The sequence below is a fragment of the Aliifodinibius sp. S!AR15-10 genome, assembly GCF_031569985.1.
Taxonomy (GTDB): Bacteria; Bacteroidota; Rhodothermia; order Balneolales; family Balneolaceae; genus JAMQKA01.
The window spans coordinates 330,575-350,428 of sequence record NZ_JAMQKA010000001.1 but is presented as its reverse complement, the minus strand read 5'-3'; the positions used below and the strand labels follow the sequence as shown (position 1 = coordinate 350,428).

The 19,854-nt window shown below is 47.4% G+C and carries 14 protein-coding genes; 3 read left to right on the top strand and 11 right to left on the bottom strand.

The annotated features are described in order from the left end of the window. Positions 1-17 precede the first annotated feature (17 nt). The 3 genes from NC796_RS01435 (at position 18) to NC796_RS01425 (ending at position 7,822) form a co-directional block, all read left to right on the top strand. Complete coding sequence (locus NC796_RS01435) at positions 18-860, top strand: endo alpha-1,4 polygalactosaminidase (RefSeq protein WP_310681424.1); 843 nt, start codon at positions 18-20, stop codon at positions 858-860. Between the two features lie 58 nt (positions 861-918). Beyond that, positions 919-3,018 (top strand): hypothetical protein, encoded by a 2,100-nt coding sequence (locus NC796_RS01430; RefSeq protein ID WP_310681422.1) that lies wholly within the window; start codon positions 919-921, stop codon positions 3,016-3,018. A 133-nt stretch (positions 3,019-3,151) separates the two neighbouring features. Then, complete coding sequence (locus NC796_RS01425; protein ID WP_310681471.1) at positions 3,152-7,822, top strand: DUF2194 domain-containing protein; 4,671 nt, start codon at positions 3,152-3,154, stop codon at positions 7,820-7,822. A gap of 592 nt (positions 7,823-8,414) precedes the next feature. On the opposite strand, the gene rodA is transcribed toward NC796_RS01425, so the two are convergent. The 11 genes from rodA to NC796_RS01370 form a co-directional block, all read right to left on the bottom strand. Next, positions 8,415-9,665 (bottom strand): rod shape-determining protein RodA, encoded by a 1,251-nt coding sequence (rodA, locus tag NC796_RS01420; RefSeq protein WP_310681420.1) that lies wholly within the window; start codon positions 9,663-9,665, stop codon positions 8,415-8,417. Further along, entirely contained in the window at positions 9,662-11,515 is a 1,854-nt protein-coding gene (gene mrdA, locus NC796_RS01415; protein WP_310681418.1) for a penicillin-binding protein 2, read from the bottom strand. The genes rodA and mrdA overlap by 4 nt, the downstream gene beginning before the upstream one ends. Positions 11,516-11,536: 21 nt before the next feature. Then, entirely contained in the window at positions 11,537-12,007 is a 471-nt protein-coding gene (gene mreD / locus NC796_RS01410; protein WP_310681416.1) for a rod shape-determining protein MreD, read from the bottom strand. Then, positions 12,004-12,846: a rod shape-determining protein MreC gene (gene mreC / locus NC796_RS01405; protein WP_310681414.1), complete on the bottom strand. Its 843-nt coding sequence runs from the start codon at positions 12,844-12,846 to the stop codon at positions 12,004-12,006. The genes mreD and mreC overlap by 4 nt, the downstream gene beginning before the upstream one ends. Positions 12,847-12,859: 13 nt before the next feature. Next, the gene (locus NC796_RS01400) at positions 12,860-13,924 is read right to left on the bottom strand and encodes a rod shape-determining protein (protein ID WP_310681413.1); all 1,065 of its coding nucleotides are present in this window, start codon (positions 13,922-13,924) and stop codon (positions 12,860-12,862) included. A 140-nt stretch (positions 13,925-14,064) separates the two neighbouring features. Continuing rightward, a complete protein-coding gene (gene purH / locus NC796_RS01395; RefSeq protein ID WP_310681412.1) occupies positions 14,065-15,639 on the bottom strand; it encodes a bifunctional phosphoribosylaminoimidazolecarboxamide formyltransferase/IMP cyclohydrolase in 1,575 nt (524 codons plus the stop codon). Positions 15,640-15,668: 29 nt separating this feature from the next. After that, the gene (gene purN / locus NC796_RS01390) at positions 15,669-16,253 is read right to left on the bottom strand and encodes a phosphoribosylglycinamide formyltransferase (protein WP_310681411.1); all 585 of its coding nucleotides are present in this window, start codon (positions 16,251-16,253) and stop codon (positions 15,669-15,671) included. Positions 16,254-16,381: 128 nt separating this feature from the next. Further along, on the bottom strand, positions 16,382-17,449 hold the full coding sequence (locus NC796_RS01385; RefSeq protein ID WP_310681410.1) for an AI-2E family transporter: 1,068 nt from the start codon (positions 17,447-17,449) through the stop codon (positions 16,382-16,384). Further along, positions 17,446-18,114, bottom strand: coding sequence for a regulatory protein RecX (locus tag NC796_RS01380; protein ID WP_310681409.1), 669 nt, complete (start codon positions 18,112-18,114; stop codon positions 17,446-17,448). The genes NC796_RS01385 and NC796_RS01380 overlap by 4 nt, the downstream gene beginning before the upstream one ends. A gap of 21 nt (positions 18,115-18,135) precedes the next feature. Beyond that, a complete protein-coding gene (gene recA / locus NC796_RS01375; protein ID WP_310681408.1) occupies positions 18,136-19,206 on the bottom strand; it encodes a recombinase RecA in 1,071 nt (356 codons plus the stop codon). 151 nt (positions 19,207-19,357) lie between these two features. Further along, complete coding sequence (locus NC796_RS01370; RefSeq protein ID WP_310681406.1) at positions 19,358-19,729, bottom strand: GxxExxY protein; 372 nt, start codon at positions 19,727-19,729, stop codon at positions 19,358-19,360. Positions 19,730-19,854 lie beyond the last annotated feature (125 nt).

Sequence of the window (19,854 nt, the reverse complement as noted above, 5' to 3'; positions counted from 1 at the left end):
TTTTTTGGGGGTTTCTGATGTATCGATTTGTCTGCTCTCTACAGCTGTTTCTACTGGTGGTTGGACTTAACATATCCTGTAAAGGAGGTGACGCATTGACCAGGTTTGGTATTGATTACAAAAAAGTGACTCTTACAGAAATAAAGAACTATGACATGGTGATCCTGGAACAGGACCAGTATATGGAGCATGAACTGATGGCATTATCACAGTCTGAGACCAGGGTGTTGGGTTATCTGAGTTTGAGTGAAGTCCACCCGAGTCGTCACTACTTCAAAAAGTTGCAGCAGGAGGATTTGTTGGGAAAAAATGAAAGCTGGGGTAGTTATTACCTGAACCTGGAGGACCCGCGAGTCCGGGCTATAATCCTTGAATCGGTGATCCCTGAAATCATGGATTACAAGCTGGACGGTCTGCTGCTGGATACCATCGATGGGGTGGCACCATACTCACCAAGACACCATATGAAGGACGAAATGGTAACCTTGATCCGTGAGATAAGAGAGCGATATCCAGAAGCTACGCTGATTCAGAATGGGGGATTTTTCCTGCTGAATCAAACCAGGAATTATGTTGATGGAGTTATGCTGGAAAGCGTAGCAACAAGCTACAATTTTGAAGATCAGGCATATGCACTCAGAACCGACCAGGATTACAGGGAACGGGTGGAGTATATAAATAAATATGCCGGGCTGGTAAACGGCAATGCCTATTTGGTGGACTATGTAAATTCCAGGGAGATGGCAGCCAGGGTCAGCGAACGGCTGGATACCCTGAGCTACCCCTATTACCTGAGTCAGATCCAGTTGGATTCACTCCAGATGTTCACAAAACCGCGCGCTCTCAGCGCAATTCCGTAGTCAAAACGTTCGGTTTCGATCACTCACAAACACAAATTCAATACGACAATACAGCAGGATGGAAGAGATTTATATCAGTGAGGTTCTATTGGCCCTGGTCCGTATTGGGATTTGTATATTTATATTTTTTGGTCTCTTTGACTCACTGATGAATCCGGAAGTTAAGGAAGAGCCGTTTGAAAACAGGCTAATCTTCAAGTGGACCTGCTTTTCCGGCTTTTTGATACTGGCGGTGCTGGTGCTGTCACTGTCTGATTTGTACGATCTGTTCGGGATGTTGATCCTGATGGCCGCCGTGATACTGGTCCGTTCGGCCATGAGCAATACAAAAAATGCGGAGCAGCTGTATGGAAAATCGGTTGAGATGCACGGCGACCCAAGTTCCAGCAAGCGGTTTTTGATCTGGCAGTTGAAGATGATAGAGAAAGTGAAACTGTTGTTCAGCAATGCTGACAGAAGTGACAATCCAATTCAGCTTCCCCGGCTGATGAGTATCTCAAACACCGACAACAGGTGGAAATATGCCGTTATTTGTGTAGCCGTTTTAGGAGGAGGGCTCCGGCTGTATCCCGCCCTGCAGAGCCCGGTTCCCTCCAACAGCAACTGGTTTTTTGTGGTTCAAAAAGTAAAAGACATTCGGCTGCAGCGTCTTTTTGGCGATATTCCGGAGCCCCCCGGGTTTTATGCTTTCGTCAGTTTTTTTAACAGCATCTCACAGGTAAAGCCGGAGATGATCGTACATTTTGCCGAAGCACTCCTGACTATACCGGTCTGTCTTATCATTTACTGGATTATTCACCGGGTGATAGCTACCGACAGTTCGAGCATATTTACACGTTTTAGTGCCATGTTCAGTATGGCCGTATACGCTATCGCCCCGGTCCTGATTTTGCAGGACTCCCTGGTGCACGAGATTCACCAGAGTAAAATAAATGCGGCCTTCTGCCTGGCGGTGCCTGCTGTTTATGGCTTCTGGCATTTCAGCAGGGGAGGCGTATACAAGAAGCTCTTTTTCTGGGGACTGTTGGCTACTGCGTTGATCGATATTTTTGTGTTTCTCAACGTTTTACTCCCCCCGCTGCTGATGATAGCTCTCTACTCGATATATGCTGAAAAGGGCAAGAGAAAAATGATGAAGATTGGTGTATTATTTGCTTCTGTAGCTACTGTAGTGGCTCTGTACACCGGCATTATTATCTACTTTGGACTGGACTACAAGGAGTTTATTCTGTGGCAATTATTCAATCCCCAGGTGTATGATACTTTTTCGGATTTTATTTTAACCCATCCCAGGCTTATGCAGGGGTATTTGATTGCGGGAATCGCGTGTACATTTATCTATATGATCAACATATTCCGGGGGGTCTCAAACAGGTGGGCGGAGGCACTGCTGACTGCAGGCTTTACAATATTGCTTCTGCTATATTCTCCATCATTCAATGTTAACCCGGAATGGATCGACACCCGCCAGTTTTTCTATGTGTTTACTATCATTTCAGCCATCTTCTGGGGCATTATTTTGTTGAATATCCTACGATTTATGCAATGGCTGTTTACACTAAAAGAACAAGCTCAGTATAGATTAGCACTTTCTCTGCTGGTCATCACAATCTTAGGTTTTGCCTTTACCCAATATGAGATAGGGGATTACTCCCGGGGCGAGCAAACGATCCCAAAAGGCTTTTTTGACTCCTACTATCGTATCGCAGAAAATCGGGTTCCCTATTCCTACACCGTCGTGGCCCCCACAGTAATGCAGATCATGTCACAGAATCGGAATTACTTTCTCGAGTATAATTTTTTCCTGGATAACTTTGCGACCTATGATTCACTGTACTACCAAAAAATTGTCGAAAGTGATAAACCGATCCGGGAAATTCAGTTTGATTATCGGCCCAGTCCCAGTGTATTCCTTTTCCTGGCCAAGTCACCCTTCAATTTTCAAACAAACAATATAAACAACGTCCAAACGGTGATGCAGCGCCTTGAAGAGTGGGTGCAGGAGTACAAAACCAGGGAGAACCGAGAGCTGTCAAAATTTTATGAAAGTAAAGATGCTGTGGTTTACGAGTTAGTTTACGAAACGGGCACCTCACAAATAGATGAAACATTATATGAGGTCTATACAGAAGAGCCCTGGCCTATGTTTGAGGAGTGATTCTTCACAGGCACGGCTTTTACAATTTCTATTTCTCGCTCTTTTATTACTAAGTGGTTGCGATAAGAAACTGTCCCAAAGCAACCCTTTTATCCAGAGTGTATCCAGGACAGACTCTCCGCCGCTTGTGCACATGATCAGCCACCGGGCAGACACCGTGAGCCAGGAGATTACCGGGCAGTTGGCCCAGGCGCTTGACTATGCAAAGATACGATACCAGGTCCAGGATTTGTCCCGCGACTCCACCTTTGATATACCACTGACGGCCCAAACCGTATTGCTTACAACGGGCCAGCTGCAACAGGTCGACTCTCTTGAGATTGAACGCCTGCTTCGCTTTGTCAATGATGGGAATAACCTCATTATCCCGCGCCCCGTTTGGGACAGCCGCTTGATGTATCTACAAGGGATGCACCCAAATACCATGCTTCAGGAAGATACCACCGCCACCGGGTTTCTTTTCAGGCAGGAGGTGTTTCCCGGTTTCCAGGGAGTCGAGGATACGCTGGTCACCCAAAGTGCACACCAGGGTTTTTCTCCGGCAGTTTTTAAAGAGAATGTTTCGGTGATAGCTACTGCCCAAAATCGAAATGGTTATCCAGTAATTTTACAAAACAGTGTTGGGGCTGGAAGTGTGTATGTATATAACTCCTATATGTTTAGCGGCCGGGATTACCGCGGTCTCCTGTTTTCCAATGTGCTTCGAACACTGCCCGGCGTCCCATATGAAGTTGGGAATATCTCCACGATCTTTCTTGATGACTTTCCGGCGCCGGTTTACAACGAGATGATGGAACCGATCGCCACGGAGTACGGTATTACACAGGCGCAGTTTGTATATGACGTCTGGTGGCCCGATATGAAAAAACTGGCAGATTCGCTGAATATCACATACACCGCCATGTTGGTGTATAATTATAACTCAAAGATGGTTCCTCCCTTCACCTTTGAGCAGTGGAAGCTGGGCACCGTGGAGGCCGGTGGGGATTCTGTTTTTGTTACTCCCACGCTGGCAAAAGATGTTTTGGCAAGTCGTCACGAGCTGGCTTTCCACGGCTATAACCACTATTCGCTGCTCATGGAAAACTGGCGGCACCAGCGCTACATGACTTCATCCCTGGAAGCTTCAAAGCGGATGTGGTTCGTTCAGCAACTGGGCGATTCCCCGATTACCTATGTGCCCCCGCACAATTATATCGATTCTGCTGGTATCAAGAGCCTGACAAAAGGGATGCCCTCGCTCAGGTATTTGGCCTCCCTTTCAACGGGAGATCTCGCAGACGGTGGCGCCCGAGAGTTCGGGCCGGATCCTTACAACCCCTATTTCTACGATTATCCCAGGCAGACAAGCGGCTTCAAGAAAAGCAATAATTCTCGGTTCCTGCAGCACTCACACTTGCTTATCACCGGAATATGGAACCATTTTGTTCATCCTGATGATGTGTTTGACATCGGGAACGGTAACGATATGTATGAAGAGTTTGGTACACGAAATCCAAACCGACTGGGCTGGAGAGATGGGCTTGGTGGAGGCGAGCATGGGTTCTACGACCTCTTCAAAAACAGGGTTGTTGAGACCAAGGCATCATACCCGATGCTGAGATTTGAGGCGGCGCGCACAGCTGTGCCCAAAGTTCAGGCCTACCGTAACCGAAGCTACCAGCGTTCCATTACTGAACAGCAGTTTGTGACCCGCCAGATAGATGAAAAGGGCCGGGTTGCGAATTCTGCAACGTCCAGGTACTGGTTCATGTATGTGCCAGAGTACTACGTTGATCAGACAGAACAAAAGCTGGAGGAGATAGGAGCGGAATTTACTCGCACTACGTTATGGAATGGATATCTATATCAATTTGCTGCCTCGGCCCTGGTGCTATCCTTTCCCCAAATGGACCCTGGCGAGCGAGGTGTTGAAAATCGGCTAACCGTTGATCAGCTTACTCAGGAAATTCAAAACTTCCAGGCGGTTCAGTCTCTTACCGCCAATCCCGGAATCGAATATACCCCGGAAGCCCTGGATAGCCTGGAGCAAGCCTTTGCCCGTAATCCCAAATCAGTTGAGCTCAGGGATCAGGTTATTCGGGTTAGTCTCGGGACTAACAACACCGATAAAGCGATCGATCTGCTGGAGGATGAAGTCTTGGTCAGTCAGAATATGGACCCGATGTCGGTGGAGCGCCTGCTTACATTCTACGGCTGGCAGAACAGGGCTATGGATGCCTGGAGGCTGCTGGAAAACCGGTGGAGAATCAATCCCACTCCTGCCACACTCGATCTGAATAATAAAGTCGTTGAAGAGTTTGGGTGGCCGGATATCCAGACCGAGTTGAAGTGGCTGCGACGTGAATACCATACGTATCCAGACAGCACGCAAATAATCCGGAATGTAGTAACCAGTTTTACTGCGGACACTAGCTGGAACAGCATTACCAAAGGAGCCCTGGACCGCCTGATAGCCCAAAACCCTCAGTCCGACACTCTGTATGCTTATAAGCTGCAGCGTTCTTTCTGGTATGACAGTACTGAAACAACCTTGAAAATAGTAGATGAGCTGCCGCCATATGCACATGCGCAGTTGCGCCCATTTGCCGATGATCTTGCCTTCATCTACGCCGATACACGCCAGGATACTGTAACCGCCGAACAGTGGGCAAGCCGTGCGTTTCATTTTGACCCCACAACAAGGTTGCAGTGGATGCTTGACCGTGGCGAGCTCGATCGGTTTCACAGCCAGTCACTCCAGATCTTGAGGAAGTATCCAGAAGTCGACTCACTCCGCACGTTTATTGGCGGGGCCCTGTTTTACGAGGGCTATACCCCGGAGGCGTACGATATCTTATATCCATTGTTATTTGATAACCGGAAAGACTCAGTGGAGTACGACCTAGAGGCGGAGATGGGCTATCTGACGTATGATCAGCAGATGGAGATGTACCGGGAATATCCCGCGATGTTCACGGACTCACTGCGCAGGGATCTAAACCGACGCTACCAGACCCGTGAGAGTTTTTCGGTAGTGGCACAGGCTTCCCACCAGGATGACAACTTCAACAACCAGGTAACACGGATAGGCCTGGGAGCGGAGTGGGGCAATACTACTGGAAATCTGCATCGAATAAACCTGTCAGATATTTTTGTGGGATCTACTGTTAATGAACAGGATTTGTCCGGTCAGCTTTACCAAGCCGATTACAGTTTTACTCATACATTTCCCAGTCAACAGCTACAGGCCCATGCCGGGGCGGGCGCCCAATATCGAACCAGTGATACGTTTCCCTACATCTCTGCCGGGATATCCTATTACGACAGCCTCAGTTTCAACAGCCTGGAGCTGCAGTACCAGTCAGTGCTAACCAATACCGGCATCGAGCAAAATATCAAGGAGCTGGAAGCCACGCTTTATCGAGAAGACACGTGGCTGGACGGATTGTTGAGAACCGCGGTTAGTGGCAGGGGTCGTTATTTTACGGATAATGTATTTGCCTATGAAGGAGGATTGACGCTCTTCCTGTGGCCCCAGACGCTGGGTAACTTTTCTGCCACGCCGGTGGCTACCGGTTTCTATGGCAGTGCCACCGAGAGTCGCAACTCAGGGGTGCCGTACTTTACGCCCGATAATTTAATAACCCGTGGGGGCGGACTGAACCTGGCGTACCAAGAGCCGACCTCAAATATAGATATACAGCTTCAACTGCAGGCAAACAGGGACAATGATACCGGCCTGTTTTATTCAGCAAACACGACAGTATCAACCCCGATAACACGGAATCTGAACCTTCAGCTGCAGGCCAGTTTATCCAACAGCGAGATCTACCGGTCGAACAATATCGGCTTTACCCTGCATTTCGACTTCCCTAAAAAATTGCCTTCCCCGGTTCGTCGCGCACCAACTTTTTATGCTGGTACTTCAATGAACCTACCGAATAAAGATTTGAGCAGATACGGGAATGTGCCAGCCAACAATCGAAGAGAGGATTACAAAATTATTGGTACGCTGAGCTATCCTGGTACCACGGCTTATACTTCTCTTTATGATCACACTATCAGGTATAAAAAAATAGGAGAACGGGAAGAAGGTGCGGTAAGAAGCTATTTCACCGGTGATTTTATCATTGAAGATCTTTCTCCCGGGAGGTATCAACTTTGGCTCCCGGAAACCGATGGAATGGAGCAGGTTAAACCGGACACAATGACCGTTGACTTGACCTCAAACCTGGAAAACAGGGTGTTTACCAATGCCAATTTCAACCTGCATCCTGAGTTGCCCCCAGTACCCGAACCGCTGACGGCACAGGATACCCTGCAATATTATGTAGTCCTGAACTATTCAGACTCACTGTCACAGGCGATATCACTAATAGAGCGCGATGAACCAAGGCTGAAGGAGTCCCTGTCGTTGTATTATGATTATTCCCGCAGCCTCATCCAGATAGGTAGTAGAAGTTTTGGGGAAAGAGAAGAGGCAGTGGCATTTTATAACCTGGCCAGCCAGCGGCTGGAGGGGACGCCATTTGGCATTGAGACTATTGCGTTGGCGGATACCGCAGTCACCGAGATGACGTACCGATTCCAGTTCGGTTCATTCAGGAAACTGAATAACGCACAGGCATTTTTAAATCTCCTGGCAACGGGTAATCCTGAGCTGGATCTGGCGATAAATGTGGATCCCTTTTTGGGCTTGTTCAAAATCTCAACCAGTGAGTATACCGACTGGCGACAGTCCGGATTTCGCCTTAGGGAGATAAAGAACGTTTTGGGAGACGACCAGGTATTTCGTGATATACAGCCGAATATCAGTCCATAACCAAGCGGGCAAATAAGCTACGCAGCGTTCCGTATAGACTACCTCTACCCTACGCAAAGGCTTCGCGTAGGGTAGGCAGAGACTATGCGTAGGGTACGCAAAGGCTTCGCGAGCACTAGGCAACGATATACAAAGCCTTATAGGGAACATGCAGGGCTTGCCGGTCAAGATTGGTTGGCTGCTCTATCGTTGGTATGGGTTTGAAAATCTAGGTGCACTCATTATTTCTTGTCCTTGTCAAGAAATATTTCTTTCACTAAGGCGTAGAAAGACATCCTCTTTCACATTTTGCCATTTGAATCAGGATAGGCTGGATTAAAGGATCTACGGGATTACTTCTACAGTAACGTAACAATCCTGTTCATTCCCTAATCCTGCAAATCCCGGTTCCAATTTTTGTCCACCTTTGCCCCCCCCATCTATTCCTGTATCCTTCAGTCCAACGTTGAAACGTGCTCATCGTTAGGGGCAAATAATGTCAATCCAATAACTCCTCAATAACCACGTCACACAGTATCACATTTTGTGTCTTATCAAACCTGAGTACTTATTGGATGTACTAATGACAGGTTTAATATAGAACAAGCTTCAATTAGCGGTAAATACTGAACTGGTGTTTATAGATATCGAGGTTAACACAGATTGCCAACATTAGGGTGTTGGTCAGGAACGCGGATCCGCCGTAACTCACAAAAGGCAAAGGCAAGCCGATAACGGGCAGGAGACCGGTAGCACTTCCTACATTGATAAAAAAGTGGATAAAGAGGATGGTCGTGACGCCCACAATGACAAGTTGAGCAAAGGGGTGCTTATGGCTATCGGCGGCGTTTAGCATGCGTAACACCATCCCAAGGAATAGAAATATCACGATTCCCCCACCTATAAGGCCAAACTCTTCTCCTATTACACAGAAAATAAAGTCAGTCCACTGCTCAGGCAGAAAGCGAAGCTGAGTTTGGGTACCTTGCAGAAATCCCTTTCCATAAATGCCTCCAGACCCGATCGCAGTTTTGGCTTGAATTACGTTCCACCCGGCTCCCTGGGGATCAAAGGAGGGATTCGTAAATGCGGCGATTCGGGCACGCTGGTGTGGCTGTAAAACCTGGAATAGTGCCACCTGCACACCGATCACCATGAGGATGCCGCAAACAAAAGAAGCAAATGTCAGCCATGTTCGCCGCTGAATAATGAATATCGCGAGGGTCAGCAAAACGGCGGCAATTAAGCCCCAATACCACTGGATGATGCTCAGGTACCCGATGATGGCAGGGGAGACAATAAAGAGGGACACGCCGTATGGTAGTCCCGACCAGAAGAGCATGACGGGAATGAGGGCCATAAATACCACGGCCGTTCCCATGTCATTCTGCATGATAACCAAGATGGTTGGAAGAAGTATGAGCATAACAGCGATAAGGGCATACCGCAGGTTTTCGGCCGAAATGTCTCGTCGGCTGGTCAGGTAATTGGCTACAGCCAGGATTGTGGCAATTTTCATAAGCTCACTTACCTGGAGGTTCACCGGCCCGATCTGTAGCCAGCTTTTTGCCCCGTTGATCTCTTGTCCAAACAGAAGCGTAATGATCATAAGCAGGATGCCGACCACATAGAACAGGTAGGAGAAGCTTTTGAATAACCGGGGAGAAATAAACTGAATGCCGATAAGGATACAGATCGAGATGCCGATCCAGACCAGCTGTTTTACAAAGTTGTTTTGAATAAATTCGGGCAAAAACTGGGCGACCGGTCCCTGTGTAGCACTGTAAATGCCAATCAAACCGATGATGGTAAGTCCAATCCAAAAGAGGATAAGCGACCAGTTTATTTCACGCATTATGTTCATTCTTCGGTCTCCTCCTCTTCGTTTTGTTCTTCACCCCTGGGTTTAAAATCCTTTGCATAGCGATATACGTAATCGCGCTCAATCTTTCCTTTCAGATACTGTTCGATTAATAATGAAGCCACAGGGGCCGCAGAGATCGAACCATATCCGGAGTTTTCCATCAGCACAACCACTACTATTTGGGGATTTTCAAGGGGAGCAAATGAGATGAACCAACCGTGATCTTTCCCATGCGGATTTTGGGCTGTCCCGGTTTTACCAGCTACCTTGATACTGTCCAGGTTGGCGTAATAGCGGCCGCTGCCATCAGTCACAACACGGCGCATTCCCTCTTTTACGACATCAATTTGGGCTTGCTCAACCCAGCTTATCTTGTGCAGTTCGGTATTGGTATCCAAGATTTTGCCTTCAGGTGTTCTGATGCGTTTAACCAGGTGAGGCTGTACCCGGTACCCGTTGTTGGCAATACCGGCAGCCACAACTGCCATCTGAAGGGGAGAGACTGAAATCACACCTTGACCTACGCCAAGATTTATCAGGTCACCAATACCCCATCGGCCTTCGCCAAATGCTCTGTTCATGTAACTGCTGTCGGGGATAACACCAGAAGTTTCGTATGGCAGATCGATCCCGTTGGTTCGCCCCACGCCAAATTCCGTGACGAGCTTGTGCCACTGGTTAAATCTACCGCTGGATGCTATTTTGTCCATCATCCAGAAAAAGAAGGTGTTGCTGGATTTCTCAAGTGCTTTTTGGACATCGTATTTACCGGGATCTGCCAGGTCACCATAGCGTCGTCCCCGGTAATAATAGCCGGGATTATCGATGACTGTCTCCGGGGTGATAATACCCATTTCAAGTCCGATAAGCGCCATTAGAGGCTTAAATGTGGAGCCGGGCGGTTGCCTGCTGGAGATAGCCCGGTTATACAGTGGATTCGTGGTGTCAGCATTAATTGACTGCCAGTACACCGAATCGATACGCCCGGAGAGACGCCGGATATCATACTGCGGTGCACTCACCATGGAGAGTATGGATCCGTCATTGGGGTCGAGCGCAACGACCGCTCCCTGTCGACCTTTCATGAGGTCTTCAGCCCGGAGCTGTAAGTCAGTATCGAGTGTGGTATAAAGGTCATTCCCTTTTTGGGGAGCTTCCCGGGTGTTTTCTTCATTGAATGGACCAAGCGACTGCCCCAGAGCATTGATACGGATATATTCCAGCCCGAGTGATCCGCGAAGCTGGTCTTCATATACCAATTCCAGTCCACTCTTTCCGGCTTTATCGCCCATGTGGTAACGATTCGACTCCAGGTATTTTTGCTCTGAAACTTCCCGAAGATAACCCAGCACATGCGAGGCCCGTATACTGTCAACCGAGTAGTGGCGCTTGCTCTCAATCTGGTGGCCGATGCCCGGCAGCTGCCAAATGTTCTCCTGGATAAGTGAAAACTTGGGAAAGCTCAATTCTGTAAAAAGCCTGGAAGAGCGATACCAGGAATATGACTGGGCTTCGTCGATGCGCTTTTGAACATCTTCAAGAGGCATCTCAAGAAGATTGGCCAGAAGCGGGGTGTTTGAGCGGTCATAGCTTGCCGGGGTAATCGTAATGGAATAGATCGGTTCATTATCGACAATAAGATTCCCGTTGCGATCATATATCAGCCCGCGGGCCGGGTTGATCACCTCTTGGCGCAGCGAATTTTCGCGACTCAGCGGACTATAGAGGTCATAGTTGACTACCTGCAGCTGTACCAGCCGCCCCAAAATGAGCAGTCCAAGCCCGATCATCGCTATCTTTAAAACGCGAATCGAGGTTTTTCGTCTTTTTTTTCTATGATGCCTCATCATCGGTGAGCACCCAGCTGCTTATCATTTTGTTCTAAAGAGTTGTATAAAGCATGCAACGAAGGTGGTATATACTGCATTGCCTACCCATTGTCGCCAAAAAAGTAATTCAGCGGAATAGCTTTCTACACTAACGCTTAAACCTAAAAATATTATGTTGTGAAACAGAGCTACAATAAATACGGTAAGAAAAATTTGACCCAAAAGCAGTCGTACCTCTTTACTTTTTGGGATAAAATTATAGACAGCAAAAGTCATCAGTGTTTTGGCGAACATATTCAGCCCCCAAAGGTCCAGCAGCGCATCCTGAACCAATCCCAGTGCAGCTGCGATAAAAATGCAGGAAGTCCGATCGCGGACGGTAATAAGCCATACAAGATAGATTAGAACGAGGTCGGGCTGCATATCCCAAATTTTGAGATGCCGGAACATCACTATTTGCAGCCCCACAAAGCCCAAACCAACGCCAAAATCTTTAAGCCGTTCAATATTCATTCAAACTGTTGCTGATATTCTTGATTAAGTTGTTGAATAGTGGTGTCTGGGGTAAATTTTACAACAAAACCCTCGGCTATTGTGTAGAGGTCGACAAAAGGTTTCAGGAAAATCTTCTGAGTCTCCCTTCCTTCTTCAGGTTCTGTTCTTATCACACTTCCGATCGGAATATCGGGTGGAAACTGGTTACTGTATCCCGAGGTTACGACAACTTCCCCACTGTCTACGGGCACGGTCTGTGGAACAAAGTTCAGAACCAGCTCATTAATACTTTTCCCGTTCCAGGAAACAATGCCGTAGGCCCCCGATTGCTGGAGCTTGGCGCTGGCACGAAACAGCGTGTTGTAGAATGGCATTACCTGGGAATAATTTTGGGCGGTTACGATGACGCGTCCAACCAGCCCATCGGCGGAAACCATCGGCATGCCTGTCTCTATCCCTTGCCTTGTTCCGGCATCGACAGTAATTGAGTTATTAATTTTATTGAGCTCTTTGCCAACAATATGGACGGGATATAGCTGGAGCTCGCTCTCATTTTTCAGTTGCAGGAGCTCACGTAGCTCAGCGTTTTCCTGCCCGGCGGCACGCAGCCGACTGAGTTCATCCAGCAACAGGATATTTTGTTTTCGAAGATAGGTGTTTGTTTTCAGCGCCTGCCGATATACGCGAATATTTGATAGGGGCTCCTCCAGATAGCTGAATAGCGTAATCGAAACTTTTCGCAGATTGTCGATCCCCCCCTGATGCCGGCCTACCATCAGAATTAGGGATAGTACCAGCAGGGCTGCAGTGATCAGGTGATCTTTAGCATCTGTTATTCGGGGAAGTCGAAATCGCATTCATTTCAGTTCATTATGATACAACGGTTCGGTAATAATCCAGGTCTTCCAGGATGGCGCCGGTCCCACGTACAACGGCCGTTAGTGGATCTTCAGCGATGTGCACCGGTAGATCTGTGGTCTCTATGATTAGTTTATCAAGGTTTTTGAGCAGTGCACCACCACCGGTAAGCATAATACCGCGGTCCAGAATGTCAGCGGAGAGTTCGGGCGGCGTTTGCTCAAGCGACTTTGTGATCGACTCCACAATGGTGTTGACCGATTCCTGGATCGCTTCTCGAACATCTTTAGAGGTCACATGTCGTGTGCGTGGCACGCCGTTGACCAGGTCACGACCCTTGGTTACCATCTCGAGCTCCTCGTCCAGTGGTGCAGCTGTACCGATTTCACATTTAATATTTTCGGCCGTCCGCTCACCAATCAGCAGATTGTGGTTGCGCCGGAAATAGTTGATGATATCCTCATTCAGTTCATCGCCACCCAGGCGAACGGACTGGGCATAGACGATACCGGAGAGGGCGATGACCGCAATTTCAGTTGTTCCTCCACCAATATCCACTATCATGTTACCAACCGGCTCGTGAACATTAAGCCCGATCCCGATAGCAGCCGCCATCGGTTCATCGACCAGGTAGACCTCCTTGGCCCCGGCGTGTTCGGCGCTGTCACGAACGGCGCGCCGCTCCACCTCGGTAATGCCGCTGGGCACACATACGACCATCTGCCGCGTACTGGAATACCATTTCATCTTCACTTTTTTGATCATCCCGCGAATCATCTGCTCGGCTACCTCAAAATCAGCGATTACGCCGTCTCTGAGCGGTCGGACAGTCCGGATATTTTTATGCGTTTTTTCATGCATTAACCGGGCTTCATGACCTGTGGCTACAGGCTCATTTTGCATATTCAATGCTACAATGGAGGGTTCATTAAGCACAATGCCTTCTCCACGGGAATAGATGAGCGTGTTAGCCGTCCCCAAATCAATGGCGATATCGGTGTAGAGCCAGTCGAATAGTCCGCTTTTCTTTTGATTTTTATTTGTTCGTAAGCTCTTCTTTTGTTTGGACTCAATCATAGGTGTGATCAAAAAAACAAATTACAGTTATATCAAAAAATACGTGTTCGAAAATACAATTTTGTATAGCTATTTGCGAATAAATAGAAATAAATATATAAACCGAAATTCTGCACTCAAAAAATATGAGAATAGAATGATCAGTGCCTGAAATGGCGTTTGCCTGTAAATACCATGGCCAGGTTATGCTTGTTTGCCATTTCAATTACCTCTTCATCTCTGATGCTGCCCCCCGGTTGGATAACAGCCGTTGAGCCCGCTTTTGCAGCGGCTTCCACGCCATCGGGAAAAGGGAAAAAGGCATCCGATGCGATAACTGAATTGTCGGTTGACAACCCTTCCTCTTTAGCCTTGGCAATGGCGATTTCAGATGCTTCCACCCGGCTGGTCTGCCCCGTGCCAATTCCGATCGTTTGACCATCTCTGGCATAGACAATAGCATTGGACTTCACATGTTTTACTACTTTCCAGGAGAATAAAAGATCCCGAATTTCTTCTTCGGTTGGGTCTCGATCGGTTACTACTTTGTAATCCTCCATGCGCTCGGTCACAAAGTCGGGTTCTTGGCTGAGAGCCCCTCCGAAAATAGAACGGAATTGTCTTGCTTCGCTGCCGCGGATCGATTTTTTAAGACGTACCAGGCGGCGATTCTTCTTCTCTTTAAGCAGTCTTTCTGCGTCTGTAGAGAAGGAGGGTGCGATAATAATTTCAGTAAATATTTTGTCAATTTTTTTAGCGGTTTCCAAGTCCAACTCCCGGTTAACGACGATAATTCCCCCAAATGGAGACTTCGTATCCGTGGCGAATGCCTTTTCCCATGCCCGAGTCAAGTTTTCGTCAGTTGCGACTCCGCAGGGTACGGTATGTTTGAAGATACCACAGGTGGGATCAGAATCCTCAAAATCGGCGATCAGGTTGAGGGCTCCATCCAGGTCCAGGTAGTTGTTGTAGCTGAGCTTCTTGCCATGAAAGCAGTCGATAAATTCGGGCTGATTGCCGTAAACGGCTGCTTTTTGGTGGGGATTCTCTCCATACCGAAGTTCCTGCGATTTAGGCAGCGAAATGTTCAGTTGCGGCGGATTTTCCTCTTCAAAAAGGCTGTTAAAATATTCCGAAATGTGGGCGTCGTAGTCAGCCGTGTGATTAAACGCCTGGCGGGCCAGCTCCTTGCGAAATGCAAAGCTTACCGATTCTCGTTCACTTAACTGTTCTATAAATTCTTCATACTGGTCCGGCGATGTGAGCACTGAAACATGAGCAAAGTTTTTGGCTGCAGCGCGTATCATCGTTGGACCACCAATGTCGATGTTTTCCGTGGCGATGGCCGGCGTACAATCCGGGTCGGAAACTGTTTCTTTAAAGGGGTACAGGTTTACAACAACCAACTCAATTGGGTCAGCATCTAATTTTTCCAGTTCGTCAACATCGGGCTGGTGACTGGTGCGCGCCAGCAGTCCCGCATGCACATAGGGATGAAGTGTTTTTACCCGTCCATCGAGTGATTCAGGAAAGCCGGTCAGTTCAGAAATGTCCGTAACGGGGATGTCGGCAGATCGAATTTTTTCTGCAGTCCCGCCTGTAGATACCAGTTCCACCCCGGCCTTGTGTAATGCTTGGGCTAATGGAACCAAACCTGTTTTGTCTGAGACTGAGAGGAGGGCCCGGTTAATAGTTAACGCTTCTTCAGGTAATTTGCTTAAGGGTTTTACCGCCACTGTTTTGGTTATTTGTTAATGGTTTATTGTTACTGGTTATTAACTAGCTTGGCAATTACTCTGGGCAATAGCTTGTGTTCCTGCTCAAGAACCCGAGTAGCCAGGGTTTCCGGATCATCGGTATCTCGAACGGGTACTTTAATTTGGTCGATAATGGGACCGTCATCGTATATTTCGGTTACATAATGTACCGTACAGCCCGATTCCTCTTCATCATTGGCAATGACCGCCTCATGAACTTTGCTCCCATAAAATCCTTTTCCGCCATATTTGGGAAGCAGTGAGGGATGGATGTTTATGATTTTGTTTTCATAACGATCGAGCACCGAATTAGGTACTTTCAGCATGTAGCCGGCCAATACAATAAGGTTGGGTTGCCACTCGTCAAGCATGTTGAGTAGCGTGGCCTCATAAGCTGAGGAATCGTCAAAATCGGAAGGTCTAAGCACCTGGGTATTAATGTTGTGCTTGCGTGCTCTTTCCAGCGCCCCGATACCGGGTTTACTGGCAAGGAGTCCACTAATGCGTGCATCAATTTGGCCCGCCTCAACTGCATCGATAATAGCCTGGAAATTCGTTCCCGATCCTGAAGCAAAAACAACAATATTTTTCAATCTGGGATGCCCTGTAAGATTGCTGATCTAATTGCACCGCAAAGATAATGAAAAATAAATGCCAACTATAATCGAAATTTTAACCCGATTTAATCGCGAGTAAAGATCTGTTTATGGGGTTTTTACTCTTACCGCCTACCCGCCCGGAAGATATAATAGTTGTTGAAACTCCAGCGAAACTGGTTGATCGTAATCTTAACAATGGTGGCGATGGGAATGGCGATAAGCATGCCCAGGATTCCGGCGGTTTCCGCCCCAATAAGTATGATGAAGAGGATCGCTACGGGGTGCATGTCGGCCGAGCGTGAGAATATAAGGGGCTGGAATACGGCGTTGTCCAATACCTGGACCACAAAAATTGCGAGCACACATGGTAAGACCAAAGAGAAATCGCCTACCTCAATAATCGAGACGATGATAGACAGAATATAGCCAATGATAGGACCGAAGTAGGGGATGGAGTTGGCAATGCCGATTGATATGCCAACCGACAGAGCATTATTCAGTTCCACCACCGACAGTGCGATGTAGGATGAGGTGGCGACGAGAAAGCTCTGGAAAACCACGCTGCGAAAATAAAGTCCCAGCCGTGTTTCAATTTTATCAATCAGGCTGAGGGTTGTCTCAAAATACTTGTTCGGTACAAACTGAAGCAGGTCACGCCTGATTTTGCTGCCATCCTTCAAAAAGAAAAACGTGGCGAAGGGAATAACGAGAAATGCCGAAAAGAGATTCGTGAAAATTCCAATAATGTTGCTGATGGCTGAAGGGAGTTCCCCGACATCAAAAAGTTCTTCCAGGATGCGGGTCACATTGTCAATAAGAAAGCCCTCGGGCAGAAATGTTAGGTTTTCTGTGAATCGATCTTCCACCTGGTTTAGGATATTACGGATGGTTTCGATATTGAGCTGGTTGGCCAGCTGTACCATCTGATTGGCTATGATCGGGATGACGGTAGTCGAGATCCAGACCAGCAGCAGGATGACGGAGCTGAGTGTCAGGGTAATGGCCACCGTTCGATTCATGCCGGCAAACTGCATCCGGTTTACAATGGGATCGAGGATGTAGCTAACAATCATCGCAATGATAGCATAGGTCAGCAGGTTGCTGTAGTTATACAGGAGCATTCCCACAGCAATAAATGCCGCCGTGCCCAGTATGAATTTAACTATTTTGTCAAGTGTAAGGTTGTTCATGTATCAAGTGACTCCAGCAGCTCATCCAGGTATTTAAAAATACTGTCTGATCGATAACCTTTTCTGCTTAAATAATCAAAGACTTTCTTTTTTCGCTTCAGTTCATCCTCTTCTCTCAGGAAGCGTCGCCGTTTCTTAGCTACTAAATCCAGAAAGATCTCTTTGAGGTTAAGCTCGGCAAAGGCCTGTTCAATGCTTTGTTCCGCATCATGTTTTGAAATCCCCTTTTTATAGAGTTTGGCTTTGATTTTAGCAGGTCCCCAGTTGTTAAGCCGACTTTTATCAGAAGCGAACTTTTCAGCAAAAGAGCGATCGTCGATATAGCCCTTTTGTTCCAGCTCATCGAGAACGGAGTTTATGACGTCTCTTGGATGTTCCTTTTTAATCAGCTTGTCGAAAAGTTCTTTGCGAGAGTAGTCGCGACGCCCCAGCATCCGCATGCAGTATGATTTGACAGCGTGCCGCCCCTCCGCTTTCTGGAGCTTTTTAAACAGAAAAGGCGTCACTTCGACGCCCTTTCCTAGTTTGTATTCCAGTAAAGTGGATTCCGAAACTCCGATCAAAAATGCATCGTTGATAAAGATTGAATAGCGGTTCTTGTTATTCTTCTGGGGTTGAACAGAAGTAATGCGAGCCGGCAGCTTGTCAGAATTATCCTTACTCAATCTTGCACGTTATTTTGGGGATTAATCCTCGTCGGTATCGGAGTCCTCATCTTTATCTTTTGCCTTTTCTTCCTCTTCCGTCTCTTCACCCTCTTCATCAGGCAGCATTTCCCGGCGGATTTTCTTTTCTATCTTCTTGGTTAGCTCGGGTTCGCTCTCGAGGAAGTCAGTGGCGTTGTCAGTACCTTGCCCAATCGGTTCGCCGTCATAGCGGTACCAGCTGCCCCGTTTTTCAATAATATCCATCTCAACAGCCAGATCAAGAATCTCACCAAGCCTGGAAATTCCCTTACCGTACATGATATTGAACTCGACGACTTTGAAGGGCGGTGCCACCTTGTTCTTGACCACCTTGACTTTTGTACGGTTTCCGACTGTCTCGTCACCCTGTTTTAAGGAGCCAATACGGCGGATATCGATACGCACCGAGGAGTAAAACTTAAGTGCGCGTCCACCTGAGGTTGTTTCCGGGTTGCCGAACATGACCCCGATCTTCTCGCGAATTTGGTTGATAAAGATGACCGCAGTTCTGGTTTTGTTGACGATACCGGTAATTTTCCGCATCGCCTGTGACATCAGTCGTGCCTGCAGGCCAACGTGTGAGTCGCCCATTTCGCCTTCCAGTTCAGCGCGTGGCACAAGGGCGGCTACCGAGTCGATAACCACCACGTCAAGGGCGGCAGAGCGAATCAGGGTTTCTGCAATTTCGAGCGCCTGCTCCCCGCTGTCGGGTTGAGAAACCAGCAGTTCATCGGTGTTGATGCCCAGGTTTTTGGCATATCGTGGGTCAAAAGCGTGCTCGGCATCGACGAAGGCGGCGTACCCACCAGTTTTTTGTGCTTCAGAAATGACATGCAGTGCCAGCGTCGTTTTACCACTGGCTTCCGGACCGTAAATCTCGGTCACACGGCCCCGGGGAATGCCGCCTACACCCAAGGCGTAATCAACCATGATGGAACCGGTTGAGATAGCTGGGACATTTCGGTTGGCTTCGTCGCCCAGTCTCATGATGGTGCCCTTGCCGTGCTGCTTTTCAATTTGGCCGATGGCCATTTCGAGGGCTTTTTCGCGATCGTTATTGTTGTTAGACATAATGGAGGTTTAGAATATTGGCTTTTTATTCAGTTTCATTCGAAGATAAAAAATTAAGCTGACAACCCATTGTCACGGGGCTCTAAATAAATGGCAAAATGCAATTTAGCAAATGAGAAATAGCAAAGAGCAAAATAACAAATCACAAATTTCAATTTATTAAACTTTTAATTCCATTCTTTAACAGTTTTACATGAAAATTAATGATTAAACCGAGTTTGAAATTTCCGAGACGAAGACACTTCAATAATTGAGCTGAATGTACATCTGTAATAGATTCGACCGTTTTTATTTCCACCACTACTTTTGCATCGACTAATAAATCCATGCGATAGCCATGATCTAAGTGAATTTCCTTATAGATAATGGGCATAGGGACTTCCTTTTTTACGGGTACCCCAGCTTTTAAAAGTTTATAAAACATGCATCTTTGATATGCCGATTCCAGTAACCCGGGCCCCAACTGTCTATGGACTTCAATAGCTGCCCCGATTACCTTATTTGAAATTTTATTCTCTCTCATATTTATGGGTCTTAGTGTATCTTTGTGTTGCCTTAGTGAAACTTTGTGCTTCAACTATAACACTGAGAATCGCAGAGAATACACAGAGTCTCACGAAGGATTCCACTCTAATAGATCGGTTTCAG

What these genes read in the sequence shown, in the direction of transcription:
- NC796_RS01385 (WP_310681410.1), bottom strand. Translation starts at nt 17,449, where the DNA reads ATGAACAACCTTACACTTGACAAAATAGTTAAATTCATACTGGGCACG.
- mreD (WP_310681416.1), bottom strand. Translation starts at nt 12,007, where the DNA reads ATGAATATTGAACGGCTTAAAGATTTTGGCGTTGGTTTGGGCTTTGTG.
- NC796_RS01425 (WP_310681471.1), top strand. Translation starts at nt 3,152, where the DNA reads ATGATCAGCCACCGGGCAGACACCGTGAGCCAGGAGATTACCGGGCAG.
- NC796_RS01430 (WP_310681422.1), top strand. Translation starts at nt 919, where the DNA reads ATGGAAGAGATTTATATCAGTGAGGTTCTATTGGCCCTGGTCCGTATT.
- NC796_RS01370 (WP_310681406.1), bottom strand. Translation starts at nt 19,729, where the DNA reads ATGAGAGAGAATAAAATTTCAAATAAGGTAATCGGGGCAGCTATTGAA.
- NC796_RS01400 (WP_310681413.1), bottom strand. Translation starts at nt 13,924, where the DNA reads ATGATTGAGTCCAAACAAAAGAAGAGCTTACGAACAAATAAAAATCAA.
- mreC (WP_310681414.1), bottom strand. Translation starts at nt 12,846, where the DNA reads ATGCGATTTCGACTTCCCCGAATAACAGATGCTAAAGATCACCTGATC.
- rodA (WP_310681420.1), bottom strand. Translation starts at nt 9,665, where the DNA reads ATGAACATAATGCGTGAAATAAACTGGTCGCTTATCCTCTTTTGGATT.
- recA (WP_310681408.1), bottom strand. Translation starts at nt 19,206, where the DNA reads ATGTCTAACAACAATAACGATCGCGAAAAAGCCCTCGAAATGGCCATC.
- NC796_RS01435 (WP_310681424.1), top strand. Translation starts at nt 18, where the DNA reads ATGTATCGATTTGTCTGCTCTCTACAGCTGTTTCTACTGGTGGTTGGA.
- mrdA (WP_310681418.1), bottom strand. Translation starts at nt 11,515, where the DNA reads ATGATGAGGCATCATAGAAAAAAAAGACGAAAAACCTCGATTCGCGTT.